At 70.4% G+C, this 24,408-nt stretch carries 19 protein-coding genes; 11 read left to right on the top strand and 8 right to left on the bottom strand.

The annotated features are described in order from the left end of the window. Positions 1–7 precede the first annotated feature (7 nt). Positions 8–1,651 (top strand): GDYXXLXY domain-containing protein, encoded by a 1,644-nt coding sequence (locus tag ACQY9S_RS17800; protein ID WP_428421507.1) that lies wholly within the window; start codon positions 8–10, stop codon positions 1,649–1,651. Between the two features lie 166 nt (positions 1,652–1,817). On the opposite strand, the gene ACQY9S_RS17805 is transcribed toward ACQY9S_RS17800, so the two are convergent. Together ACQY9S_RS17805 and ACQY9S_RS17810 are read right to left on the bottom strand one after the other, a co-directional pair. Next, positions 1,818–2,636 (bottom strand): class I SAM-dependent methyltransferase, encoded by an 819-nt coding sequence (locus tag ACQY9S_RS17805; protein ID WP_428421508.1) that lies wholly within the window; start codon positions 2,634–2,636, stop codon positions 1,818–1,820. A gap of 79 nt (positions 2,637–2,715) precedes the next feature. After that, positions 2,716–4,722 carry a putative bifunctional diguanylate cyclase/phosphodiesterase gene (locus ACQY9S_RS17810; RefSeq protein WP_428421509.1) on the bottom strand — a complete coding sequence of 669 codons (2,007 nt, stop codon included), beginning with the start codon at positions 4,720–4,722 and terminating at the stop codon, positions 2,716–2,718. A gap of 469 nt (positions 4,723–5,191) precedes the next feature. Between ACQY9S_RS17810 and ACQY9S_RS17815 the strand changes: the two genes are divergently transcribed. The 6 genes from ACQY9S_RS17815 (at position 5,192) to ACQY9S_RS17840 (ending at position 12,676) form a co-directional block, all read left to right on the top strand. Next, positions 5,192–5,896, top strand: coding sequence for a hypothetical protein (locus ACQY9S_RS17815; protein ID WP_428421510.1), 705 nt, complete (start codon positions 5,192–5,194; stop codon positions 5,894–5,896). Between the two features lie 159 nt (positions 5,897–6,055). After that, the gene (gene mprF / locus ACQY9S_RS17820; protein ID WP_428421511.1) at positions 6,056–8,656 is read left to right on the top strand and encodes a bifunctional lysylphosphatidylglycerol flippase/synthetase MprF; all 2,601 of its coding nucleotides are present in this window, start codon (positions 6,056–6,058) and stop codon (positions 8,654–8,656) included. Continuing rightward, entirely contained in the window at positions 8,653–10,110 is a 1,458-nt protein-coding gene (locus tag ACQY9S_RS17825) for a virulence factor family protein (protein WP_428421512.1), read from the top strand. The genes mprF and ACQY9S_RS17825 overlap by 4 nt, the downstream gene beginning before the upstream one ends. A gap of 216 nt (positions 10,111–10,326) precedes the next feature. After that, positions 10,327–11,226 carry an alpha/beta hydrolase gene (locus ACQY9S_RS17830; RefSeq protein ID WP_428421513.1) on the top strand — a complete coding sequence of 300 codons (900 nt, stop codon included), beginning with the start codon at positions 10,327–10,329 and terminating at the stop codon, positions 11,224–11,226. Positions 11,227–11,541: 315 nt separating this feature from the next. Further along, entirely contained in the window at positions 11,542–12,189 is a 648-nt protein-coding gene (locus ACQY9S_RS17835) for an RNA polymerase sigma factor (RefSeq protein ID WP_428421515.1), read from the top strand. A 10-nt stretch (positions 12,190–12,199) separates the two neighbouring features. Continuing rightward, positions 12,200–12,676: a cupin domain-containing protein gene (locus ACQY9S_RS17840; protein ID WP_428421517.1), complete on the top strand. Its 477-nt coding sequence runs from the start codon at positions 12,200–12,202 to the stop codon at positions 12,674–12,676. 9 nt (positions 12,677–12,685) lie between these two features. Here ACQY9S_RS17840 and ACQY9S_RS17845 read toward each other — a convergent pair whose 3' ends face one another. Then, complete coding sequence (locus ACQY9S_RS17845) at positions 12,686–13,189, bottom strand: SRPBCC family protein (protein ID WP_428421518.1); 504 nt, start codon at positions 13,187–13,189, stop codon at positions 12,686–12,688. A 273-nt stretch (positions 13,190–13,462) separates the two neighbouring features. Here ACQY9S_RS17845 and ACQY9S_RS17850 point away from each other — a divergent pair, with 273 nt between their 5' ends. Together ACQY9S_RS17850 and ACQY9S_RS17855 are read left to right on the top strand one after the other, a co-directional pair. Then, positions 13,463–15,121 (top strand): ATP-binding protein, encoded by a 1,659-nt coding sequence (locus ACQY9S_RS17850; protein WP_428421520.1) that lies wholly within the window; start codon positions 13,463–13,465, stop codon positions 15,119–15,121. Between the two features lie 13 nt (positions 15,122–15,134). Beyond that, the gene (locus ACQY9S_RS17855) at positions 15,135–15,554 is read left to right on the top strand and encodes a response regulator transcription factor (protein ID WP_428421522.1); all 420 of its coding nucleotides are present in this window, start codon (positions 15,135–15,137) and stop codon (positions 15,552–15,554) included. A 28-nt stretch (positions 15,555–15,582) separates the two neighbouring features. Here the strand turns inward: ACQY9S_RS17855 and ACQY9S_RS17860 are convergent, their stop codons facing one another. The 5 genes from ACQY9S_RS17860 to ACQY9S_RS17880 form a co-directional block, all read right to left on the bottom strand. After that, positions 15,583–16,842, bottom strand: coding sequence for an EAL domain-containing protein (locus ACQY9S_RS17860; protein ID WP_428421524.1), 1,260 nt, complete (start codon positions 16,840–16,842; stop codon positions 15,583–15,585). Then, positions 16,832–17,197 (bottom strand): response regulator, encoded by a 366-nt coding sequence (locus ACQY9S_RS17865; RefSeq protein WP_428421526.1) that lies wholly within the window; start codon positions 17,195–17,197, stop codon positions 16,832–16,834. The genes ACQY9S_RS17860 and ACQY9S_RS17865 overlap by 11 nt, the downstream gene beginning before the upstream one ends. Positions 17,198–17,500: 303 nt before the next feature. Then, the gene (locus ACQY9S_RS17870) at positions 17,501–18,691 is read right to left on the bottom strand and encodes an HD-GYP domain-containing protein (RefSeq protein WP_428421528.1); all 1,191 of its coding nucleotides are present in this window, start codon (positions 18,689–18,691) and stop codon (positions 17,501–17,503) included. A gap of 291 nt (positions 18,692–18,982) precedes the next feature. Further along, complete coding sequence (locus ACQY9S_RS17875) at positions 18,983–20,065, bottom strand: IS630 family transposase (protein WP_428421530.1); 1,083 nt, start codon at positions 20,063–20,065, stop codon at positions 18,983–18,985. Between the two features lie 66 nt (positions 20,066–20,131). After that, positions 20,132–21,397: an FAD-dependent monooxygenase gene (locus ACQY9S_RS17880; RefSeq protein WP_428421532.1), complete on the bottom strand. Its 1,266-nt coding sequence runs from the start codon at positions 21,395–21,397 to the stop codon at positions 20,132–20,134. 131 nt (positions 21,398–21,528) lie between these two features. Here ACQY9S_RS17880 and ACQY9S_RS17885 point away from each other — a divergent pair, with 131 nt between their 5' ends. Continuing rightward, the gene (locus ACQY9S_RS17885) at positions 21,529–22,566 is read left to right on the top strand and encodes an SPFH domain-containing protein (RefSeq protein WP_428421534.1); all 1,038 of its coding nucleotides are present in this window, start codon (positions 21,529–21,531) and stop codon (positions 22,564–22,566) included. A 199-nt stretch (positions 22,567–22,765) separates the two neighbouring features. After that, positions 22,766–24,391, top strand: coding sequence for a DUF4178 domain-containing protein (locus ACQY9S_RS17890; protein ID WP_428421535.1), 1,626 nt, complete (start codon positions 22,766–22,768; stop codon positions 24,389–24,391). Positions 24,392–24,408: the final 17 nt, after the last annotated feature.

Here is a 24,408-nt window from a genome sequence, read left to right on the forward strand (position 1 = left end):
CGGCAGCATGAGTGGCGCACGCGCCGACGGCCTGCTGCGCGCCGCCGTGGCCGAAGGCCTGCTGCCGCCTGCGGCCACGCTGCCGGCGCAGGACAGCCGGCCCTGGCCCGTCGTGCTGCTCACCGCGCTGGGCGCCTGGCTCGCGACGATCCCGCTGCTCGGCGTGGTGGGCCTGTTGCTCGGCGACCTGATCAGCCGCAGCGCCGGGCCGTACTTCGTGGGCGTGCTGCTGCTGGCCGCGGCCATCGTCGTGCTGCGCTCGCGCGACCTGCCGCTGTTCTGGGAGCAGCTCGCCGTGCCGGCGCTGCTGGTGGGCGGCGGCGCGCTCGGCTTCGGCCTCTTTCGCGACCTGCCCGTGCCGGCCGGCGCGGCCGTGCTGGCCCTGGCGGCGGTGGGCGTCGCACTGGCCGTGTCCGGGCCCTGGCTGCGGGTGCTGCTCGGCGCGGCCGCGGCCCTGCTGCTGGTGACGGCCTGTGCGTCCGGCCGTTGGCAGGCCTCGCAGCCGTCGCTGCTCACGCGCTTCTGGTGCGCCTGGCACCTGAGCCTGGCGGTCTGGCTGGTGGCCGGCTGGGTTCAGCGCACAGCGCTGCACGACGGCGCGCGCACGCGCCGGGCCGCCGCGCTGGAGTCGCTGTCGGCGGGCTGGCTGCTGGCCAGCCTGGGCGGCCTGGCGTGGTGGTCGGGCATGAGCTTCCTGGTCGGCGGCAGCCTGGGCGGCGGGTTCGCCGGCGAGGTGGCGCGCGAGCTGAGCGCGCGGTCGAGCGCCGGCTGGGCGATGCCCCTGCAGCAGGCGGCCTCGCTCGCGCTGGCCGCCGCGGCCGCGCTGTGGGCGGCGCGCCGGTGGCCGACGCTGCGCACGCCCTGGCATGCCGGCGTGGCGCTGGTGCCGCTGGCCCTGGCCTGGTTCATGCCCGCGCTGGGCGCCGTGCTGCTGGCGCTGGCGCTGTGCGTCACCACGGCGCGCTGGCGTCTCGCCACCACGGCGGCGGTGGCCGCGGCGTGGATCGTCGGCGCCTTCTACTACCGGCTGGACTGGCCCTTGGCCACCAAGTCCGTGCTGCTCATGGCCGCCGGTGCCGTGCTGGCCGCGCTGGCCTGGCGGGCCCTGCGCGCGGCCGCGCCGGCCGACGGGCCGCCGCGCGCGGCCGCCCCCGACCCCCGCGCGCCCGGCGCGCGCTGGGGCATCGCGCTCAGCGCGCTGGCGGTGCTGGCCGTGGCCAACTTCGGCATCGGGCAGAAGGAAGACCTCATCGTGCACGGCCAGCCGGTGTACGTGGAGCTGGCGCCGGTGGACCCGCGCTCGCTGATGCAGGGCGACTTCATGCGGCTGAACTTTCGCGTGCCCGACGAGGTGCAGGCCAAGGCCGACCGGGTGCTGAGCGCCAGCCGGCCGCGCGTGGTGGCGCGACGCGACGCGCGCGGCGTGGCCACCCTGCTGCACCTGGACGAGGGCGCCGCGCTCGCCGCCGACGAACTGCGCTTCGAGCTGACGCCCAGGAACGGGCGCTGGACCCTCGTGAGCGACGCCTGGTTCTTCAAGGAAGGCGAGGCCGCCCGCTGGACCACGGCGAAGTACGGCGAATTCCGCGTCGACCCGAGCGGCCGCGCGCTGCTGGTCGGGCTGCGCGGGGGGAACCTCGAATCGCTGTGAATGCGGGCGGTGCGGCTCGGTTGCCGTGCAAACGCCGTGCAGAGGGACCGAGCGGCGTTCGCCGCCCGACCCGATCGTCCCCGGGCGCGGTTCCGTTACGGATGCGCGGCGCGGTATTGCGCCCGGAACTGGCACCGCTTTCGTTGACCCATGCTGGGTAAGCCCGCTACCGCTCGATGACGACGATGTGCGCCTGAATCTTGCCATCCACTGCGCCGCGACCGAACCGGTTCCTGATCGCAGCGGCCGCGGCATCGGTGGCATCGAGCAAACGCGAGGGACCCCGGGCCTCGATTTCGTTTCGCAGCGGCGTTCCTTGGCAATACGCGATCGCAACGGTGTCCGGGGAGCTTGCACGGCTTCTTGCCGCCAGCGTTGTCACGTCGGGATCGCGAACGAAGCCCCCTTCGGACAGTTGCCTTGCGACAACCTCGGTGTCGCTGTAACCGTGTGGGGTGCGGGCCAGGAATCGCGGCGGATCCAGCGGGAACACGGGTTCCAGCGCGAGAGTGACGGCGTGGGCAAATTCGTTCTGGTCGATCCTGTCCCACACGTTGAACATGAACGCTCCCCCTGGGCGCAGGACGCGCCTGGCTTCGGAGAAGGCCCGGGCTTTGTCCGGGAAGAACATGGCGCCGAACTGGCAGACGACCACGTCGAAAGTTTCGTCCGGGAAAGGCAGTTGCGTTGCGTCTGCTTGGCGCCATTCGACGGGACGGCTCGTGCCCACGGAGGCGGCATGATCGAGCATCGCCTGATTGAGGTCGGTCGCGACAATCGCGACCGAAGGCGCCAGTGTGCTCGCAAGCCGACGGGTGACGACTCCGGTTCCGGCGGCGATTTCGAGCACCGAAGACGGCGTTCGCAGCGCTGCGCGAGCAGCGAGGTCAGCAGCATACGGCTCGAAGATCAACGGTACCAGGTACCGTTCGTAGAGCTGGGGTATCGAGCCTGCGAAGAGTCGATCAACATCGGGCGCAACCATCAATCTCTCCCGGCGCTTTTGTGCGCCATAACGAGTTATCGGGCGACAGCTTTGCTGCGTATCGCGGACAAGTGCCTCCCTAGACGATAGGCATGGGTGTGGAATCGGGGAACACGCCTTCGACGCCCCAGACCTGCGCCCCGTCGTTCAAATTGACCCACGGCTGCACCCTCAACAGGTCGGCAATGGCAGCTGCCGGCACGGCCTTGCTGAAATAGAACCCCTGAAACTCGTCGCATTCATGGCTTCTCAGGAACTCGATCTGACCCTGAGTTTCGACCCCTTCGGCCACGATGGTCATCTTCAGCGACTTGCCCATTGCGATGATCGCGTCGGTGATGGCTCTGTCTTCCTCGTTGGCCGGCAATTCGCGAACAAATGAGCGGTCGACCTTGATCGTGTCGATCGGGAACCGCCTCAGGTTTGACAATGAAGAATAGCCCGTACCGAAGTCGTCGAGCGACAGCCGGATGCCCAATTTCTTGAACTCGACCAGCACCTTTGTCGCCTTGTTGACGTCGCGCATCAGCATGCTCTCGGTGATCTCGAGTTCCAGAAACGTGGCTTCCATTCCTGTCTGAGCCAGGATTGAACGCACGTCCGAGAGCAGATGCTCGTCGTAGAACTGACGCGCGGAAAGATTGACCGACATGCTCAGCGGTGAATAGCCGAGATCCCTCCACGCCACGTGCTGTTGACAAGCAGTGGTCAGCACCCAACGACCGATGGAGACGATCAAGCCGTTTTCCTCCGCCACCGGAATGAACTTTGCCGGGGACACCAGCCCGAGGTCCGGATGGTTCCAGCGCAGGAGCGCTTCCACGCCGGTCATCTGGCTGGTATGGCCGTCGACCTTTGGCTGGTAGTGCACCTGAAACTGCTGCGCGTCCAGCGCTCGCCGCAGGCTCGACTCGAAGGCGAGCCGTTCGACCGAGTGCGTGTTGAGTGCGGCGGAATAGAACGTGAAGGTGTTCTTCCCGTCCTCCTTGGACCGGTACATCGCGATATCGGCGTTCTTCATCAAGACGCGCTCGTCGTCGCCATCGGTCGGATAGACGCTGATGCCGATGCTGGCCGTAACGTGGAATTCATGATCGCGCAAGGTAAAGGCCCTGGAAATCGAGGCCAAGATCTTCTGGGCGATGACCGCCAGCGGCTCCGCTCCATTCAAACTCGGCACCATGATGACGAATTCGTCGCCGCCCAGTCGCGCAATGCAGTCGCTCTCTCGCAGACACGACTTCAATCTTGTCGCCATTTCCTGAAGCAACAGATCGCCGGCCTGGTGGCCGAGTGTGTCGTTGATGTTCTTGAAGCGGTCAAGGTCTACAAAAAACACCCCAAGCTGCCGGTTGTAGCGCTTCGCTTCCTGCAGACCTTGCTCGAGCATCCTTGAGAACATGCCGCGATTGGAGAGTCCCGTGAGCTTGTCGTGGAAGGCGAGATACTCGATCTGCTGCGCTGCCGCCTTTTGCTCCTGCAGTCGGTGCAAGAGCGAATTGCCGAGTTTGACGCCCAACAGGCCGACCAGCAGTACGCAAAGCAACCCTACGCCACCGACCGAGTAGATCTGCCAGACTGTCGCGTCCAACAGCTCCGCGTAGATCTGGGTGTATTCGAGAATCACCGCACCGACGATCGGCGCATGTACATCCCCGCCCTGGTAGAGCGGGACGGTGATTTGCTTTGCGCCGTCGGGATGATTGCTGTTGCGCTCGACAAACGACCTGACTTGGCCGTCCTTGATCGTTCCGCCGACTTCGTTGGCCGAGTCGTGGTCGAAGACATGGCCAAGCTCCGTCGGATCCGCGTCGGCGAGGCCTCGCTTTTGAGCATCCACGATGACGATATCGCGTCCGTACAGGTGATGAAGCCCTTCGACGTACTGCTGCAGATGCTCGCTGCCCAATGCGGCGCTGTATGCGACCGACCTCGCCAGGTTGCGTGCTTCCACCTGAGCGCCGCGATCCACCGCGCCCAATTGAAACTGAATCACGATCACGGTGAACGCGGCGATGGCCGCGCAGGCGGCCGCGAACGCCATCATGATTCTCCGGCGAATGCCTGTGGTTGCTGGAGTGGGCATGATGGAGTCCTTTCAGGAGTTGTCCGAGTACGCACAGATACCACTCGCCCACCTCGATGTACATGGGAGTGTGCACGCTCGCCGTTCACACGGCATCGCCGTTCATCCCTCGTCGAGCCGGACATATCCGAGGAGTCCGGTCTTGACAGACGTTGCATGAAGGCAAAGGCGCATCCCTCAATCGCGATCAGGGTCGCCCGTGCCGTTCGGCAAGCCACCATTGCCCCTACTTCCCGCGCGCAGGGCATTGGATTCGAAGAGGCCGCAGGGCCGAAATCCGTTTGCACGGCATGGGTTACCCCACTGCAGAACTCGATGCGCTGTCGCTGTCGAGGCGCCGGCCGCATTGAGCGGCGCACCGGCTCGTGCCGGCGGCCATGCCGGCCCCCTTCGTACAACAAAGCACACTTGCCGCTCACGTCGCGCAGCGCGGCTCAAGATCCTTTCACGGCACGCCGAAGACAGCCCTGTGAAGCGCCTTCTCGTCTGGAACGCCATCGGCTCGCTGCTCACTGCGGCGCTGGCCTCGTCTGCCTGCCTCGCGACCGAGCTGACGCCGACCGAGCAGCGTTGGCTGAAGGGGGCCTGGCCGGTCGTGGCGTTCGCAAGGGAGGCCAGGCTGCCGCTGGACATCGTCGTGCAGCCCCAGCCGGCGCCCGGTGCCGCGCCGCTGGCGCTGGCCTTCGTCGACGGTCGCTGCAAGCTGGTGCTCTCGATGCGGGGCAATGCCGAGGCGCAGGACACGCTCGAACGCACCGAACCCGATCTCCTGGACGCGACGCTCGAACTCATGGCCGCGCACGAACTGGGCCACTGCCGGCGCTACCTCGACGGCGCCTGGCAGCGGCTGCCCGCGGGCTTCGGCGCCGCAAGCGTACCCGGCGAGCTCGACCCCGAGTTGCAGGCCGCCTATGCCGACATGCAGGCGCTGCGCCGGGAGGAGGGCTACGCCGACCTCGTCGGCCTCGCCTGGGCCCGGCAGCAGCACCCGCAGCTCTACGCACGGCTGCATGCATGGCTGGTGGCGGAGCGGTCCCGGGAGTTGATCCCGGGCAGTCACCACGACACGCTGGCGTGGGTCCGCCTGGCGGCGCACGCAGACGCATCGGGCCCTGCCTCGATCTTCGCGGGCTCTGCCGCGCTGTGGGCCGCCGGGCTCGCCGCCGGCGAGTGACCGCCAGGGCCTGAAAGCGGCCCCGGACCGACCTCCGGTGCCGCGCGGGCACGCACCTGACAGCCGCTCCCGGCAAGGCAGGCCCCGCGCGGCGGACCCGCTTTGCGGGACAGGGCGAATAATCGGCACGCTCACCCCGCTCAGGAAACCCGTCGCGCCGTGTCCGAACCCACCCCCGCCGCCCACCTGGGCCCCCGGCCGCCGGCCCCCTGGCTGGGCGAGTGGTGGCCGCGCCTGCAGCCCTGGATGCTGGCGACGCTGGGCGTGCTGCTGGCCGGCGTCATCTTCGTGGCGCTGCGCGGTCTGCTGCACGAGGTGCGCTACGCCAGCGTCATGGCGGCGATGCGGGCCACGCCGGCCTCGGACATCGCGCTCGCGCTGCTGGCCACGGCGGCCAGCTACCTGGCGCTGACTGGCTACGACGCCTCGTCGCTCGCCTATGCCGGCGCCAGGCTCGGGCGCGCCACGGTGCTGCTGACCTCGTTCGTGGCCTATGCGCTGTCCAACACCATCGGCCTGGGCCCCTTGACGGGCGGTGCGGTGCGCATGCGCCTGTACGCCGCGGCCGGCCTGGCGCCGCCGCAGATCGCGCGGGTGATCGCCTTCAATGCCGCGGCCTTCATGCTGGGCATGACGGCCTTCGGCGCGCTCGGCCTGCTGTGGGGCGCGGGCGAGGTGGCGCCGCTGTTGCACACCCGGCCGGCCGTGCTGCGCGCCGGCGCCGCGGCAGTGCTGCTCGTGCTGGCCGCCTTCTTGTGGCTGTGCACGCGGCGGCGCACGCTGAGCCTGGGCCCGCGCTGGACGCTGCGCCTGCCGGCGCCCGGCCTGGCGCTGCGCCAGCTGGCGATCTCGGCGCTCGAACTCAGCGCGTCGGCCGCGGCACTGTGGTTCCTGCTGCCCGACGACCGCATCGCCCTGCCGACCTTCGTGGCCTTCTATGCCATCGCGGTCACCGCCGGCATCCTGAGCCACGTGCCGGGCGGGGTCGGCGTGTTCGAAGCGGTGATGCTGCTGGCCAGCGGCCCGCAGGTGCCGACCGAAGCCATGCTGGGCGCCTTGCTGCTCTACCGCGGCCTCTACTACGTGCTGCCGCTGGTGCTGGCGACCGGGCTGCTCGCCGCCTACGAATTGCGCTCCGGCGTGGCGGCGCCGGTCGGCCGCCTCGCGGTGCGCCTGAGCCCGCGGCTGATGGCCGCGCTGGCCCTGGTGGCGGGGCTGTGGCTGCTGGTCTCGGGCGTCACGCCGGTGACCGAGGACGCGCGGGAGATGCTCGCCACCCTGCGCGTGCCGCTGCCGCTGATCGAGGCCTCGCACTTTCTCGGCAGCGTGGCCGGCCTGGGCCTGCTGCTGGTGGCGCGCGGGCTCCTGCACCGGCTCGACGCGGCCTGGTGGGCGGCCCTGGGCCTGTCGGTCGTCGCGGCGGTCCTGGCGCTGCCCAAGGGCATCGCGCTCCACGAGGCGGCGCTGTTGTCCACGCTGGCGCTCCTGCTCGTGATCTCGCGCCGCCAGTTCGACCGGCGCTCGTCGCTGTTCGCGCAGCGGCTCGAGCCCGAGTGGCTGCTGGCGCTGGGCGGTGTGATCGCGGCCTGCGTGTGGGTGCTGTTCTTTGCCTACCAGGAGGTCGGCTACAGCCACCGCCTGTGGTGGCAGTTCGAGCTCGACGCGCAGGCGCCGCGCTCGCTGCGCGCGCTGATGGGCGTGGCACTCATCGGCCTGGCATTCGGCCTGTGGCAGCTGCTGCGCCCGCCGGCGGGTGGCGTGGCCCAGCCGTCGGCCGAGGAGATCGAGCGCGCCGCCGCCGTGGTGCGCGCCAGCCCCTCGTCCGACGGCTGCTACGCGCTGGTGGGCGACAAGCACCTGCTGTTCTCGCCCTCGGGCAGGAGCTTCCTGATGTTCGGCAAGCAGGGCCGCTCCTGGGTGTCGCTGTTCGGCCCGATGGGCGACCCCCGCGAGTGGCCCGAGCTGGTGTGGCGCTTCGTCGAGCTGGCCGCCGCGCACGGGGGCCGGGCGGCCTTCTACCAGGTGCGCCCGGTGTCGCTGCCGCTCTACCTGGACTGCGGCCTGCACGCCTTCAAGCTCGGCGAGCATGCGCACGTGAGCCTGCCCGACTTCGACCTCAAGGGCGCCAAGCGCGCCAACCTGCGCTCGGGCGTGAACCGGGGCGAACGCGAAGGCCTGAGCTTCGAGGTGCTGGCGCCGGCCGAGGTGGGCGCGCTGCTACCGGCCCTGCGCGAGGTCTCGGACGCCTGGCTCGGCCAGCAGCGCACGCGTGAAAAGGGCTTCTCGGTCGGCCGCTTCGACGAGCGCTACCTGCTGCGGCTGCCGGTCGCGGTGGTGCGGCGCGCAGGCCGGGTGATCGCCTTCGCCAACCTGCTGACCACCGATGCCAGGGAGGAGGCCAGCGTCGACCTGATGCGCTACTCGCCCGAAGCGCCGCCCGGCACCATGGACTTCCTGTTCGCGAAGATCATGCTGCACCTGCAGGCCCAGGGCTACCAGCGCTTCGGCCTGGGCATGTCGCCGATGGCGGGCATGGCGGAGCGGCGCCGCGCGCCGCGCTGGCAGCGGCTGGGCAGGCTGCTGTTCGAGCACGGCGAGCGCTTCTACAACTTCCGCGGCCTGCACAGCTTCAAGGACAAGTTCGAGCCGGTCTGGGAGGCGCGCTACCTCGCTGCGCCCAGCGGCGTGGCGCCGCTGTTCGTGCTGGTCGACGTGGCGGCGCTGATCGGCGGCGGGGTCAAGGGCGTGATCTCGAAATGAGCGCGCGCCCGGGCCGCTCCCTTCGACGCTGCTGCGGGCCGGCGCTGCTGCTCGCGTTCGTGCTGGCGGCCTGGGCCGTCCCGGCACCGGCACAGCCCCGACCGCAGGCCCCGACGCCGGCGCATAAACCGGGCGCCGCGCCGCAGACGGTATCGCACGGCCTGTTCACCAACGTGCAGGTGTTCCGGCCGGCCGGCGAGGTGACGCAGTTCGTGCTGCTGCTGTCGGGTGACGACGGCCCGAATGCCGGCGAGCGGCAGCTGGCGCAGGCGATGGCGCGGGCCGGTGCCATGGTGGCGGCCGTGCCGCTGGCACCGTTCTACCGCCGGCTCGAAGCGCAGGGCGGGGCCTGCCTCTACGCAGCGGGCGCCTTCGAGAACCTGGCCCACCAGGTGCAGGCGATCGACAAGCTGCCGAGCTACCTCGAGCCCCTGCTGGTCGGCGCGGGTCCGCGCGCGGCCTTCGCCTACGGGGTGCTGGCGCAGGCGCCGGCCGGCACGTTCACGTCGGCGCTGTCGCTGGACTTCTGCCCGCGCCTGGACGACCGGACGCCGCTGTGCGCCACCAACGCGCTGCGCTGGCAAGCCGCCGCCGACGGCCGGAGCGTCGAGCTGCAACCCGCCGCGCAGGCCGCAGCGCCGTGGACCGTGCTGCAGACCGGCGGCGAGACGGCCTGCACTGCCGCGGCGGCGCAGGCCTTCGTGGCGCGCACGCCGCAGGCCACCTGGACACCGCTGCCGCAGGGCACGGCCGCCGCCGCCGAGGGCGGCATGCCGCCGGGCTTCGAGGCGGCCTATGCGCGCCTGGCCGCCCACCGCGCGTCGCTCGGCGCACCGCCGGCGCAACTGGCCGACCTGCCCATCGTCGAGCTGCCTTCCAGCGCCGCCGGCACGCGCTTCGCGGTGCTGCTGTCGGGCGACGGCGGCTGGGCCGGCATCGACAAGGGCATTGCCGCGGCGCTGGTGAAGCAGGGCGTGCCGGTGGCCGGCTTCGACTCCTTGCGCTACTTCTGGACCGCGCGCACGCCGGAGGGCCTGGCGGCCGACCTGGACCGGCTGATCCGCTACTACGCCGCGCGCTGGCAGCGCAGCGAGGTCCTCCTCATCGGCTACTCGCAGGGCGCCGACGTGCTGCCGTTTGCCGTCAACCGCCTGCCGGCCCGCACGCGCGCCGGCGTGCGCCTGACGGCGCTGCTCGGCCCCGGGCAGAAGGCCTCGTTCGAGTTCCATGTCACCAACTGGATCGGCGCGAGCGGCGAGCGTCCGATCGCCCCCGAGGCCCAGCGGCTGTCGGCCTCGGCCACGCTGTGCATTTACGGCACCGACGAGCGCGATTCGCTGTGCCCGCAACTGGCGCCCCGGCACGCCCGCACGCTGGCGCTGCCCGGCGGCCACCACTTCGGCGGCGACTACGACGCGCTGGCGGCGCGCATCCTGGAGTCGGTGCCGCGCTGAGTGGGTCCGACGCCTTCACTTCACGCGTTGATATCAGCGGTACAAGGCCGCCAGCGTTTCGATCGGCATGCAAAAGTGGACCGCGGATGCATCCAGGCCGCTGCGGGCCGCGTACACGTATACCGTCGAGGGCCCCGGCCGTACGCCGCGGCGGGCGGCGTCCTTGCCGCGACCTGACCGCCGTGACCGGCACCTTACCGACTCCATCGCAACCCCATGCCCTCCTCCACCGCCCCGACCGAGGTTCCGGCCGACCGCACCGCGGGGGCGGTGTCGCTGCCGGTGGCGCGGGGCCGCCGCGCCGCGCGCCCGCGGGCTGCCGTCCGCTTCGTGGCCGGCCTGGTGCTGCTGGCGGGCGTGCTCTATACCGCTGCATTGGCGGCGCTGTGGCTGGGGCAGGAGCGGCTGCTGTTCCAGCCGGTCGTGCTGGATCCGGCGCGGCCCTTGTCGACCGAGCCCGACGTCCACGAACGCGTGGTCGACGTTCCCGGCGCGCGCCTGTCGGTGCTCGAACTGCGGCTTCCCGATCCGAAGGGCGTGGTGTTCTTCCTGCACGGCAACGGCGGCAATCTCGAGAGCTGGTTCGTGAACACGGCCTTCTACCGGCAGGCGAACTACGACCTGGTGATGCCGGACTACCGCGGCTACGGCAAGAGCACCGGCCGCATCGACGGGGAATCGCAGTTGCAGGCCGACATGCAGGCGGTCTGGGAGCAGGTGGCGCCCCGCTACCAGGGGCGCCGCGTGGTCTTCTACGGACGTTCGCTGGGAACGGGCCTCGCCGCGGGGCTGGCGGCGAAGGTCCAGCCGGACCTGACGATCCTGGTCTCGCCCTACCTCAGCATGGTCGCGCTGGCCAGGCAGCACTACCCCTGGGTGCCGGCGCCGGTGCTGCGCTACCCGTTGCGCACGGACGAGCAGCTGCCGCGCATACGCACCCCGGTGCTGCTGCTCCATGGCGACCGCGACGAACTGATTCCGCTGGCCCACAGCCAGGCCTTGCTGCCCCTCGCGCCCCGGGCGCGGCTCGTCGTCGTTCCTGGGGCCGGACATGCCGACCTGCAGGCCTCCGACAGCTACCGGCAGGCGCTGCGCACGGCATTGCAAGACCCGTGAAGCAGCCCGGATGGGTTCACGGCGCCCCCGTCCGCGCCACGACGAGAAAGCACGACCACGGTCCGCCTGCATCCAGTCGATCGCGCACTCCGTACTCCAGCCATGAGTCCGGCCTCGTTCAGCCCCGCGGTGCGCACCGCCGCCATGTCCAGCCTCGCCTGCGCGAGCGGCATCGTGGCGGCCGGCCTTGCAGTGAAAGACCTGCTACTTTCCCGGCCGGCCGCAGACGCCGTCGCGGCCGACGCAGCGCCCTGCCGGCACGATCTGCCGCGGCCTGAACGCGCAGGGAACGGTCAACAACAAGGCGGAGTTCGGTTGAATCCATCGTCCCCACCGATCGCAGGCACGGCGTCCGGGCGTGTCGCGCCTGCCGCTGTCGCCCCCGGCAACGAGGCCGGCGCCGCAGCACGCTGCGAGCGCGACGCCAGGTTGGCGGAACTGCTGTGCCAGTCGGCAGCCGGAAGCGCCAGCGCCTTCGAGGCTTTCTACGACGCCACTTTCGGCCATGCCCGTGCCCTGGCGCGCCGCATGGTCCGCCCGGCCGATCTGGACGACCTGCTGGCCGACGCGTTCTTCCAGGCCTGGCGAGAGGCGAGCCGCTTCGACGGCCAGCGCGCCAGCGCGGTGACCTGGCTGCTGGTCATCGTGCGCAGCCGCGCGCTCGACCTGCTGCGCCGCCAGCGAGCGGCGCGCGAAGTCGAGTCGGTCACGGACGCGGACGAGCTGGCCGGCACCGCGCCCGGCCCCGACGAACTGCTGTCCGGCACGCAAGCCGGCACGCAGCTGCATGCCGCACTGGCCGAGCTCTCGCCCGGTGAGCGCTGGGTGCTTGGCCTGGCCTACTACCGCGACCTGTCGCACAGCGAGATCTCGGCCGTGACGGGCATGGCGCTGGGCACGGTGAAATCGTCCATCCGGCGGGCGCAGGAAAAGCTCCGCAAGCATTTCGTTCCCGAAGCATGAAGTCATCCCGATGAGCGACACCCCCCGCCCCTTCGACGACCAGCCGCTGGACAGCGACACGCTGGACGCCCTCACCGCGGCCGCGGCGGCCGAGCCGGTGCCGGGCGGCGTGGCGGCGCGGATCAAGCACCGCCTGCTCGGGCGCATGGCCCAGGGCGAGGCCCGGCACGTCACCGTGCAGGCGGCAGACGGCGCCTGGCAGGCTTTCCAGGAGGGGGTGCAGATCAAGGTGTTGCACGAGGCCGATGGCGTCATGTCCTACCTGCTGCGGCTTCGCGCCGGGGCCGTGCTGCCGGCGCACCGCCACCCGACCGACGAAGAGTGCGTGGTGCTCGAAGGCTCGCTGCGCATCGGCAACGCGCTGGTGCTGCACGCCGGCGGGTTCCACCTTGCGCGGCAGGATGCCTTGCACGCCGCGATCACGACCGACACCGGCGCCACGATCTACCTGCGCGGCGCCTCGCCTCACCCCGGCTGCCTGGTGTGAGACCGGGCGTCATCGCGGCGCAATGCGCCGCACCCCGAGACGCTGCGCCAGCCCGCGCTCGCCGGCCCGCATCACGCTCTCGTGGCTCCAGGCGAACACCGGCGCGAGCAGCGGTGCGAGCCAGCGCATCCAGGGCCGGGTGACGTCCACGCGCCAGGTGTAGTCGACCCGCGTGGTGTCGCCCACGGGCTGCAGCTCCCACAGCCCTTCGCCTTGCAGCTGGCCGTCGACGCGTCCGCGCAGGCGCCGCTGCGGGACGAGTTCGACGATCTCGACATCGATCTCCATCGCGTAGCGAAACCGGCTGACCCAGACGAAGCGGCGCACCGCGCCGAGCCCTTGCGCGTCACCCGCCCGGCGCAGTTCGACGCGCCTGGCGTAGGGCCACCACTGCGGCCACGACTGCGGCTCGGACAAGGCCTGCCACACGGCGGCCACCGGCGCATCGAGGTGCCAGTGGCTGAGCAGTTCGAAGCGTTGCGCGGCGGGGTGGGGCATCGTCATCGGGTTCATGGGGTTCTCCGCTCGTGACACAGGCCTGTCTACGGGGCGCGGGGCGATCTGGATGCGCTGCCGGCTAGCGCAACACAGCGAGCCGAAGGACGCCGGCCGATTTGATGCGGGGGAGCGCGACGTGGTATCAAGAAGCGGCGCGGCGTGTCGATAGAACGTTGGGCCGCGGAAGCCTCGAAGTCGAGGCGGCGCGCAATCCGGCCGGCCCACAGGAGCCTGAATGAACCAACCCGAACCTCGAGTCCAGGCGTGCGCTCGCGGGAAGCCCTGCCCATGAAGCCGCTGGTCGAAGCGCTGGAGCGGCGGCTCGCGCTCGAGCGTGCCGCGCGCAAGGCGTCGGAGGTGCTGCTGGGGCAACGCGAAGCGCAGCTGGCGGAGGCCGCCGAGCGCGTGCAGGCGATACTCGTCGAGCAGGATCAGACGATCCGGCTGCGGACCGAGGAACTCCGGCGCGCGCGCGACGAGGCGGTGGCGGCGAGCAGTGCCAAGAGCGCTTTCCTCGCCAACATGAGCCACGAGATTCGCACGCCGCTGACCTCGATCATCGGGTTTGCCGAGCTGCTGCTGCAGCCGGGAGACGGCGCGGTGGATCCGCGCGAGTCGCTGCAGACCATCATCCGCAACGGCCGGCATCTGCTCGAGGTCATCAGCGACATCCTGGACCTGGCGAAGATCGAGACGCAGCAGGTCGACCTGGAACATATCGACCTGCCGCTGCCGGTGCTGCTGCGGGACCTGACGGCGCTGGTGTCGAGCCGCGCCGAGGAGCGCGCTCTCGAGTTCCGCGTGCTGCCCCACTTTCCGCTGCCGCCCGGCCTGTGCACGGACCCCGTGCGGCTCAAGCAGATCCTCCTCAACTTCTGCAGCAACGCGATCAAGTTCACGCCGCGCGGCAGCGTGACCCTGGAGCTGCGCTACCTGCCCGAGCGGCCCGCGCTGCGCTTCAGCGTGGTCGATACCGGCATCGGCATGACGCCGGCTCAGATCGAACGGCTGTTCCAGCCGTTCGTGCAGGCCGACATCTCGACGACACGCAAGTTCGGTGGCACCGGGCTCGGCCTGTACATCTCGAGCCAGCTCGCGACCCTGCTCGGCGGAACACTGAGCGTCCAGAGCGAACCGGGCCATGGCAGCCGCTTCCATCTGGAGCTGCCGCTGGCCGCTGCGGTGCCGCCCGCCGAGCTCCTGACGATGGAGGGCGACCTGGTCGACTACGGGCGCGCCGACTTCGCGGTCACGTCGATCTCGATTCCCGACCTGGCGGGCCGCGTGCTGCTGGCCGAGGACGGGGTCGACAACCAGCGCTTGCTGACCGCTTTCCTGCGTCAGGCCGGCATCACGGTGACGGTGGTCGGCAACGGCCGCGAAGCGGTGGAGACCGCATTGCGGCAGGACTTCGATCTGATCCTGATGGACGTCCAGATGCCGGTGATGGACGGCATTGCCGCAACCCAGATGCTGCGTGCCGCGGGTTACCGCCGGCCGATCATTGCGCTCACCGCCAACGTCATGAAGTCGGACATCCAGCGTTACCGCGAGGCGGGTTGTGACCAGGTGCTGGCCAAGCCGGTGGACCGCGAGGTGTTCTACGAGGTCGTGGCCCGGCACCTGCTGGCCGCCGACGCCGCGACGGGCGAGCCGGACGATCCGGACTTCCTGCGCGAGATGGCCGAGCTGAAGGCGGCGTTCGTTGCCGGCCTGCCGGGCCAGATCGATGCGATCCGCGCCGCGCTTCGGAGCGCGGACTGGCCGGCCCTGACGTCACTGATGCACACGCTCAAGGGGACGGCTGGCTCCTACGGTTTCGGCCGCTTGACCGACCTGGCCGCCGAGGTCGAGACGGAACTGCGCGCCACGCGGACGGTCCGGGCGGCCGTGATGTGCGAAGGTCTGCTGCTCGAGGCGGTCGGTGCGCACCGCCGGGCACATTGAGCAAGGGATGAACATGAGCAGCGAGACCGGGCAGGCGCGACGCAAGATCCTGATCGCCGACGACGCCTTCGACAGCCGCCAGTTGCTGTCGCGCCTGCTGCGGCAGTTCGTGGACGCCGACATTCACGAGGCGCGCAACGGCTTGATGGCCAGCCAGGAGTACCGGATGACGCGGCCGCAGCTGGTCTTTCTCGACATCGACATGCCGGAGCGCGACGGCATGGAGGTGCTCAAGGAGATCCGCCAGGAGGATCCCAAGGCCTTCGTCGTGATGGTGACGGGCTTCAGCGCCGTCGAGAAGGTGCAGGAGGCGATCGCGCTCGGCGTGGGTGGCTTCGTGGTCAAGCCCTACAGTGCGCAGCGCATCCTCGACGTGCTGCGCAAGTACGTGGCCGAGACCGGGGACGCGGAGCTGCTGCTGCGCGGCGAGTGAGCCCGGCACCGCGGCCCCGGGCCTGGTGCTAGCCGGCAGGAAGCTCGAAGCGCAGCTCGTCGAGCTGGCGCAGCCAGCCGAGGGCCTGATCGGCCGGCATCGGGCGCGACACCAGATAGCCCTGAATCAGCGTGCAACCGGCGCGCGTGACGAATTCGAGCTCGCGCGCCGTCTCGACCCCCTCGGCGACCACGTGCAGGCCGAGTGCCGCGCCCAGTTGGGCGCAGGCATGAACGATGGCCTGCTTGCCGCTGTCGTTCTCGATGTCGGTGACGAAGGCACGTTCGATCTTGAGCTCGGAGAAGGGAATGCGCGAGAGCTGGAACAGGCTGGAGTACGCAGTGCCGAAGTCGTCGATCGCCAGGTTGAAGCCGAGCATGCGGATGCGACCGGTGTTCTCGATCACCGAGGACAGGTCCGCCATCGCGTCGGTCTCGGTGATCTCGATCGTGATCCAGCTCGGATCGAGCTGCACGTGCTCCACCGCCGCCGCCAGCTCCTGGCAGAAGTCCAGGTTGGACAGCGACTGCATCGACACGTTGATCGACGCGCTGATCGCCATGCCGTCGGCCAGGCAGGCAGCGACGAAGTCGACCGTCTGCTTGGCCATGCGCAGCGTCGCCTGGTCCAGCAGGTTGTGGCGGGCGAGCGCCGATACCAGCCGGTCCGGCATGATCAGCGCGCCGTCGGCATCGTGCGCGCGCATCAGGGCTTCGAAGCCCACGATCTCGCGGCTGCTGACGCGCAGCTTCGGCTGCATCCAGGGGAACAGCGCGCCCCGATCGAAAAGCGACAGCAGCTCGTCACGCCCGAGTTCGGGTGCGACCTGCCGCGGTGCACGGGCCGCGGGCCGCCGGTAGCTCGACACGCTGCGCGCGATGCTCGCGGCGTCGACCGGCTGCTCCGCGACCCCGGCCATCGGCAAGCCGCAGGCGCTGGCCAAGGCCGCCGCGGCCCGGATGACGGCGCGTTGCTGACGGCTCGCGATGAACATGGCCGGCGGACGGGCGCTGCGGGCCAGGGCGCGCATCAGCTGGAAGCCGTCGCCGTCATCGAAGCGCAGTGCGGTGACGACCAGTTCGGGGGCTTCGCCGCGCAGGGTCAACAGCCGTTGCGCGCTCGTCAGGTCGTGCACGACGGCGCCGATCTGCCAGCCCTCGGCCTGCATCGCGGCGGCGATCGAATGCGCTTCGGCACGGTCGCCCACCACGATCCAGGCGCGGCGCGCGGCCGGCACGCCGGTGTGCGCCGCGGGCCGCGGCACCGCAAGGACGGCATCAGAAGGCATCGCAGAGCTCCTTCACGTCGTGGAACGAGATCGGCTTGATCAGCAGCCCGGTGAACCCGGCCGCCAGGATGCGTGCCTTCTCCTCGGGCATGCTGTGCGCGGTGTAGGCGACGATCGGCAGGCCGGCAAGCCCCAGTTCCTCGCGCACGCTGCGGCACACCTGCTCGCCGCTCATCTTCGGCATGCGAAGGTCGAGCAGCATCATGTCGAAGCGGCGATCGCGCAGCAGCGCGAGCGCCGCTGCGCCGCTGTCGGCCACTTCGGTGGTCCAGCCCAGCCGCTTGAGGAAGACCGCGACGAGCCGGCTGTTGAGCTGGTTGTCGTCGACCACCAGTGCGTGCCGGGTTTCATTCATGGGAAGTCGCCTCGAGGTTGGGACGGGTTGGCAGGCGAGCGGCTCGACACGGCTGCGGTGCGCTGTTCGCGCGCGGCTTGCGAGGTGTCGGTTCCAAGGTCATCACGGTCTGCATGAGCGTGCCGGTTGTCCAGCGGGCGATCGGCCGGCGATCGGTCCCGTCGCCGGAGTTGGCAAGGGGCTCCCTCGGTATCGGCTGCCTTGCCGCGGACTTGAGCCGCAGCGGCCTTGCCCCGGGGCATACCGAGGGCTGACCGGCCGGTGAGGGCGCGGTCGATCGGGTGCCGGGCCTCGATGGGCGCCTCAGCGTGGCCGATCGGCCTCGTCGACCTTCGGCGTCACGGGCTCCCAGAAGTACGCCGGCCGCCGGTCGGGGTCCAAGGCGGCCCGCGCGTCGACGGGCAAGTCGCACAAGCCCACGCCGCGCGCGATGCCCAGGACAGCCGGCTCCACCAGGTCGAGACAGCGCGGGTCGTCGCCAGGCGCCAGCCGCTCGAGGAGCTGCACGCGTACCGCTTCCCGGCGCCCCCTGCGCAGCCGGGTGACCAGCGCGTAGCGGCCATCGGTCAGCTGAACCACCGAGCCGGCCGGGTAGATGCCCATCGCGTCGACGAACGCGCTCAGCAGCCCGCGGTCGTGTCGACCCGAGCCCTGCAGCAGACAGGCCATGGCTTCGTGGGGCAACAAGCCTGCTTCACCCGAGACCGGGCTGCACAGATTGTCGAAATGGTTCACCAGGGCAACGAGGCGGGCAGCGGCCGACATGCGATCGCTGCGCAGACCGCGCGGATAGCCGGTGCCGTCCGCCCGCTCGTGGTGGTCCGCGACGACGCCGGCGGCGGCGGCGGACAGCCCCATGGCATTGACAAGGGCGACGCCCTTGGTGACATGGGCGTCGTCACCTTCGATGCCCTGGCGCACCTGCGATGTGCGTGCCCGGACGTGCCGACGCGCCTCGGCGAGCTTGCCGATGTCATGCAGCAGCGCTCCGGCGCCGATGTCCGCGAGGTCTGCCGCGGGCCAATCGAAGGCGCGACCGAGCAGCAGCGACAGCACGGCCACGTTGGCGCCATGGACCGCAATGTCGCCTGCGGTCCGTGGAACCGAGCGGATGTACAGACCGCCCTGCGACTGAACGGCGTCCACCAGCGTGGCGACCAGCGCCCGGGTTCGGTCACCCGCCGAAGCGGGGTCGCCGTTGGCAACGCGGTAGACCGCGCGCAATTCTTCGGCCACGGCTTCGAACTGCCGCTGGCACGCGGCGGCCGCAACGCGCTCCGGCAGTGCACCGCCGGGGCCCGAAGACGGCGCCGGTTCCGGCTTCGCTGCCTCGCCGCCCGGTATCTGCGGGCTCGGCTGCATGTCGCTGAGTTCGGGCAACCAGTGAAGCCGTTGCGGTCCGAGTCGGCGCAGCACGGCGAGGTCGTCCTCGGAGCCGATGCGAAAGCTTGAGGTTGCAAACGGATGGTGGAGCCACCCGGTGTCGAGCTGCACATGCATGCCGATGCGCAAGTCTCGGACATCGATCAATTGGATAGGCATGGGGCAGGACACGTCGATGACAGGTGGAAGAGCTGTCGCTGACCGACAGGCCGTGGAGGGATATCGGCGCCGGCGGTCCCCCACTTGAGCGCAGGGTCGTTCTGCCCAGGCGCAACCGATCGGGTTGACCCTTCGCAAGCCCGCTGTTTCGACTGTGCCAGTGACCTGGCCATTCACCGGCCGCGAGTTGGTATGGCGGGAGGTCCTGGCCCCGCTAGTGTGGTGCGCCGTGCTGTTCTGTACTTATCTTGAGGCTGCTGCCAGGGCTGCCTTTGCTCGCGTGACCTTGGCCAAGATGTCGGAAGCGCAGGCAGTCCAGATGAAGGGCTTAGGCTCGATGTTGTGCTGCGCGACGTACAGGTCGATAGCCAACTCAAGTTCGGGCACGCTGGTGAAACTGTCGCGGCGGATGCGCTTGTCGGTGATGTCGCGGAAGAATCGCTCGACCATGTTCAACCATGACGCGCTGGTCGGGGTGAAGTGCATGACGAAGCGCGGGTGCTTGGCCAGCCAGACCTGAACCTCAGGGTGGCTATGCGTGGCGTAGTTGTCCACGACCAGATGCAACGTCAGCCCCTTGGGCGTCTTGCGGTCGATCAGGCGCAGGAACTTCAGCCACTCCTCGTGCCTGTGCCGCGGCTGGCACATCGAGATCACGCGGCCGTCCAGTGTGTTCAGCGCAGCGAACAGCGTGGTCGTGCCGTGGCGCTTGTAGTCGTGGGTGACGGTGCCCGCTCGCCCGGTCTTCATCGGCAGGCCGGGCTGCGTGCGGTTGAGCGCCTGGATCTGGCTCTTCTCGTCGCAACTGAGCACCAGCGCATGCTCGGGCGGGTTCAGGTACAGGCCCACAACGTCCAGTAGCTTGTCCTCGAAGCGCGGGTCGCGCGAGACCTTGAAGGTACGGCTCAGATGCGGCTTCAGGCCGTTGTTGCGCCACGCAGTCCGCACGGTCGTCGCTCCGACACCCAGGTGCTCAGCCAGCGTGCGCGTGCTCCAGTGCGTGGCATTGGCCGGCTTCTCGTGCAGCGTGGTCTGCACGATGCGCGACTCCATCTCGGCCATCACGCTGTCCGGGCGCCCGGAGCGCGGCGCGTCCTTGCTCAACGCTTCGATGCCGCCTTCGAGGAAGCGGGCTCGCCACAGCGCCACCTGCCGCCTGTCCAGGCCGACGTCCGCGGCGATGTCCTTGTTCTGCATCCCCTTGGCCGCCAGCAGCACGATGCGCGCGCGCTGCTGCAGCCGCACCTCGATGCGCTTGCGCTGCGACAGCGCACGAAGCTCCCGCTCCGTCTGCACATCCAACTCGATCTTCTTGGCAACCCGCATCGCCCACCTCCTGGGCGGTTGGAGTATGCCGGCGCAAGTAAGTTCTATTACTTCACGCGCACCACACTAGCGCCAGCCGAACATCATCTGCCGCGCCAGCAGGCGCTTCGCCGGCGACAGCGCCTGCAGTGCCGCCAGGCCCAGCCCGCGCGCGCTCGCGAGACCGGGCAACTGCCAGGTGAAGCTGCGGGCGAGGAAATCGGTCGCGGCGATCAGCGTCCAGCGGTCGGGTGCGCGCTGCCACTCGACCTGCTTCAGTGCGGCCCCGAGGTCGGCGCCCCTGCCCTGCGCCGACTGCAGCGCGGCGACCAGGGCGTGTGCATCGCGCAGCCCCAGGTTCAGGCCCTGGCCGGCCACCGGATGCAGCGTCTGGGCGGCGTTGCCGATGCGCACGATCCGGCCCTGGCCGGCGCCGCCTTCGTTCCCGCGGCCTCCGACCAGCGTGCGCTCCGCGTTGAGCCCCAGCGCGAAGCGCTTGAGCGGCGTGATCGCCGCGAGCCGGCCGACGCGCGGAGGGAACACCTGGTTCAGCACCGCGAGGCGCTGTGCATCGTCGAGGCCCAGCACCGGGTCGTCGGCCGCATCGACGCACCACACCAGCGCCGCGCGCGCGGCGCCGCCCTGCGGCGACAGCGGCAGCAGCGCGGCCGGGCCGTGCGGCGTGAAGCGCTCGTAGGCGGTGCCGGCGCGGGCCGGGTCGGCGGGCTCGGCCAGCGTGACCTGCCCGACCCAGGCGGTCTGGCGGTAGTCGTGCACCAGCGCCTTGCGCGCCTGCGCCGAGAACACGCCGCCTTCGGCCACCACCGCCAGGTCATGGTGCTCGGCAATGCCGGCGTCGACCTCCACCCCGGCGGGCGTCGCCTTCAGCGCGGCGACGGGTGTGCCGAAGCGCGCCGACAGGCGCCGGGGCTCCTTCGCCACCGCCTCGAACCACGCCGCCTGCAGCGGCGCCACGATCGCGCCGTAGCTGGCCACGGCACCGAGCTGGTCGACGCCGCACTCGGCGGCGGTCAGCAGCAGCTCGGGCGGCGGCAATCGCAGCCTCGCGGCCAGGCCGGCGAGCAGCAGCGCGGGCTGCTGCTGCGACACATGGACCGCGGTGATGGCGGTGCTGGCCGGTGCGATGGCGGGCCACACGCCCAGGCGCTCGAACTCCTGCACGCTGCCGAGCGACAGCGCCAGCGTGCGCGGATCGCGCGACACATCCAGGTCGGCCGGCCGCGCGTCGAACACATGCACGTGGGCATCGGGCAGCGCGCGGGCGGCATGCAGCGCCAGCGCCAGGCCCACCGGGCCGGCGCCCACCACCGCGAGGGAAAGTTCTGAACTCATGGCAAGGCCCTGCTGGCGGCCGTGCGCGACGCACCCCGAAGCGGGGCGGTGCCGCGCAGGCCGCGGTCTATGATGCCGCCGCTATTGTGTTCGCTTGCCCACGCTGCAACCCGCTACACCGGAGGTTTCCCATGGCGCTGATGGATTTCATCAAGAAGCAGTTCATCGACATCCTCGAATGGACCGAGGGCGGCGACGGCACGCTGGCCTGGCGCTACCCCATGGCCGGCAACGAGATCCAGTACGGCGGCTCGCTGACGGTGCGTGAATCGCAGATGGCGGTGTTCGTCAACGAGGGCAAGGTGGCCGACGTGTTCGGCCCCGGCATGTACAAGCTCACCACGCAGACGCTGCCGGTGCTGACCTACCTGAAGAACTGGGACAAGCTGTTCCAGTCGCCGTTCAAGAGCGACGTGTACTTCTTCAGCACCCGCCAGCAGATCGACCAGCGCTGGGGCACGACCCAGCCGGTGACGATCCGCGACAAGGACTTCGGCGCCGTGCGGCTGCGCGCCTTCGGCAACTACGCCTACCGCGTGGCCGATCCCAAGCTGTTCCACACCGAGATCTCCGGCACGCGCGATCGCTACACCGTCGCCGACCTCGACGGCCAGCTGCGCGCGCTGATGCTGCAGCACATCTCGGACGCGGTGGCGTCCAGCGGCGTGCCCTTCCTCGACCTGGCGGCCAACCAGGTCGAGTTCGCGCAGCAGCTCGCCACGGTCACCGCGCCGGCCTTCGAGAAGATCGGCCTGAAGCTCGAGGGCGTGACGGTGCAGAACGTCTCGCTGCCCGAGGAACTGCAGAAGGTGCTCGACCAGAAGATCGGCATGGGCATGGTCGGCGGCGACATGGGCAAGTTCATGCAGTACCAGACGGCGCAGGCGATCCCGAAGTTCGCCGAGGGCGGCGGCGCGGGCGGCGGCATCGCCGGCGACGCGATGGGCCTGGGCGCCGGTGTCGCGCTCGGCCAGGTGCTCGCGCAGAACCTGCAGCAGGGCCTGCAGGGCGGGGCCGCCGCGACTGCGGCTCCAACCGCGCCGGCCGCCATCGCCCCCGACCAGGTGATGGCGACGATCGAGAAGCTGGCCGACCTGAAGGGCAAGGGCATCCTCACCGACGAGGAGTTTGCGGCCAAGAAGGCCGAGCTGCTGAAGAAACTGGTGTGAGTGCGGCGCCTCCCCCTCACCCCCGCCCTCTCCCCCGTGGCCGGGGGAGAGGGCGCAGCTCATCCTCTCCCGCGAGCAGCGGGTGTTCCTGCTCTCCCGCAAGCGGCGGGTATTTCTGCTCTCCCGCGAACGTCAGGTATTCCCCCTCTCCCGCTCGCGGGAGAGGGCAGGGGTGAGGGTGCCTCCACCTCCCTGAACCTTGGCCACCGAGCCCTCCCCCCAACGCGCCTACCGCGCCGCCTGCCCGAACTGCGGCGCGGCCGTCGAGTTCCGCTCGGCCGCGTCGGCGCTCGCCGTCTGCAGCTACTGCCGCAGCACGCTGCTGCGCGAGGGCGAGGCGCTGCGCCGCATCGGCCAGAGCGCGGAGCTGTTCGAGGACCACAGCCCGCTGCAGCTCGGCGCCTCGGGGCGCTGGCAGGGGGCGGCCTTCACGCTGGTTGGCCGGCTGCAGCTGCGCTACGCCGGCGGCAGCTGGAACGAATGGCATGCGCTGTTCGACACGGCAGACGCGACAGGCGCGGCACTGCGCTCCGGCTGGCTGAGCGAGGACAACGGCGGCTATGTCTTCAGCTTCGAGGCGCCGCCGCCCGAAGCGCTGCCGCCGCCCGAGGCGCTGCGTGTCGGCGCGGCGCAGGTCCTGGGCCGCGAGACCTGGTCGGTCGCCAGCGTCACGACCGCGAAGCTCGGCGCGGCCGAAGGCGAGCTGCCCTTCGTGCCGGTGCTGGAGCGCGCCTATGTCGTCGCCGAGCTGCGCAATGCGCAGGACGAGGTCGCCAGCATCGACTACGGGCCCGCGAGCGAAGGCAGGCCGCCGCGCTGGTACGTGGGCCGCGGCCTGCAACTCGCGGCGCTCGGCCTCGGCGGCCTGCGCGAGGACAGCACCCGCGAGCTGAAGGGCCGCAGCGTCGAATGCCCGAGCTGCGGCGCCGCGCTGGCCGTGCAGCTCGCGACGACGCAATCGATCGCCTGCCACCAGTGCCATGCGGTGGTCGATGTCTCCAAGGGCGTGGGCGCCGACCTGCAGCACTACGCGCAAGACACCCCGGGCGCCGAGGGTCGAGGCGGCGGCGAACCCCTGCTGCCGCTGGGCCGCAGCGGCGCTCTCGCGCTCGGGGCCGGCGGCACCCGGTCGTGGCAGGTGGTCGGCTATGTCGAGCGCTGCACGCTGCCCGAACCCGGCGACGACGAGCAAAGCTTCTGGCGCGAGTACCTGCTCTACAACCAGAAGGCCGGCTTCGCTTTTCTCGTCGATGCCGAGGACGGCTGGAGCTGGGTGCGCCCGCTGACCGGCGCGCCGCAGCTCGGCGGCTCGACCGCGCGCTGGCAAGGCGACAGCTACCGCGAGCTCTACCGCTACACCGGCCAGATCACCTATGTGCTCGGCGAGTTCTACTGGCGGCTCGAACGCGGCCAGCGCACCGTCAACACCGACTACCAGGGCCCGGGCGGCAAGCGCCTGAACCGCGAACAGACCGGCGAAGGCGGCGACGCGGAAGTCACCTGGTCGGCCGGCGCGGCGCTCGACGCCGACGTGCTGCTCAAGGCTTTCAAGCTCGACGCCGGCCAGCACGCCGCCCTGCAGCGCGACGTGAAGCCGCTGTCGTCCAGGGGCATCGGCGGCCTGGCCGGGCTGTTCCTCTTCCTGCTGTTCGTCGTGATCGTGTTCTCGCTGGTGCGCTGCGGCCGGGACGACTGCGCCGAGCTGCGCAGCCTCTATGGCGAGGCCAGCAACGAGTACCAGCAGTGCGCGCGCAACACCGGCGGCGCGCGCGGCTATGGCGGGTCTTACGGTGGCTTCAGCACCGGCGGTGGCGGGCACAAGTAGCCCGCCTGTGTTCATCG

Source organism: Methylibium sp. (assembly GCF_965279545.1).
Classification (GTDB): Bacteria; Pseudomonadota; Gammaproteobacteria; order Burkholderiales; family Burkholderiaceae_C; genus Methylibium.

Coding starts and splice junctions, on each gene's coding strand:
- ACQY9S_RS17800 (WP_428421507.1), top strand. CDS start 8: ATGAGTGGCGCACGCGCCGACGGCCTGCTGCGCGCCGCCGTGGCCGAA.
- ACQY9S_RS17805 (WP_428421508.1), bottom strand. CDS start 2,636: ATGGTTGCGCCCGATGTTGATCGACTCTTCGCAGGCTCGATACCCCAG.
- ACQY9S_RS17810 (WP_428421509.1), bottom strand. CDS start 4,722: ATGCCCACTCCAGCAACCACAGGCATTCGCCGGAGAATCATGATGGCG.
- ACQY9S_RS17825 (WP_428421512.1), top strand. CDS start 8,653: ATGAGCGCGCGCCCGGGCCGCTCCCTTCGACGCTGCTGCGGGCCGGCG.
- ACQY9S_RS17830 (WP_428421513.1), top strand. CDS start 10,327: ATGCCCTCCTCCACCGCCCCGACCGAGGTTCCGGCCGACCGCACCGCG.
- ACQY9S_RS17840 (WP_428421517.1), top strand. CDS start 12,200: ATGAGCGACACCCCCCGCCCCTTCGACGACCAGCCGCTGGACAGCGAC.
- ACQY9S_RS17845 (WP_428421518.1), bottom strand. CDS start 13,189: ATGAACCCGATGACGATGCCCCACCCCGCCGCGCAACGCTTCGAACTG.
- ACQY9S_RS17850 (WP_428421520.1), top strand. CDS start 13,463: ATGAAGCCGCTGGTCGAAGCGCTGGAGCGGCGGCTCGCGCTCGAGCGT.
- ACQY9S_RS17855 (WP_428421522.1), top strand. CDS start 15,135: ATGAGCAGCGAGACCGGGCAGGCGCGACGCAAGATCCTGATCGCCGAC.
- ACQY9S_RS17860 (WP_428421524.1), bottom strand. CDS start 16,842: ATGCCTTCTGATGCCGTCCTTGCGGTGCCGCGGCCCGCGGCGCACACC.
- ACQY9S_RS17865 (WP_428421526.1), bottom strand. CDS start 17,197: ATGAATGAAACCCGGCACGCACTGGTGGTCGACGACAACCAGCTCAAC.
- ACQY9S_RS17875 (WP_428421530.1), bottom strand. CDS start 20,065: ATGCGGGTTGCCAAGAAGATCGAGTTGGATGTGCAGACGGAGCGGGAG.
- ACQY9S_RS17880 (WP_428421532.1), bottom strand. CDS start 21,397: ATGAGTTCAGAACTTTCCCTCGCGGTGGTGGGCGCCGGCCCGGTGGGC.
- ACQY9S_RS17885 (WP_428421534.1), top strand. CDS start 21,529: ATGGCGCTGATGGATTTCATCAAGAAGCAGTTCATCGACATCCTCGAA.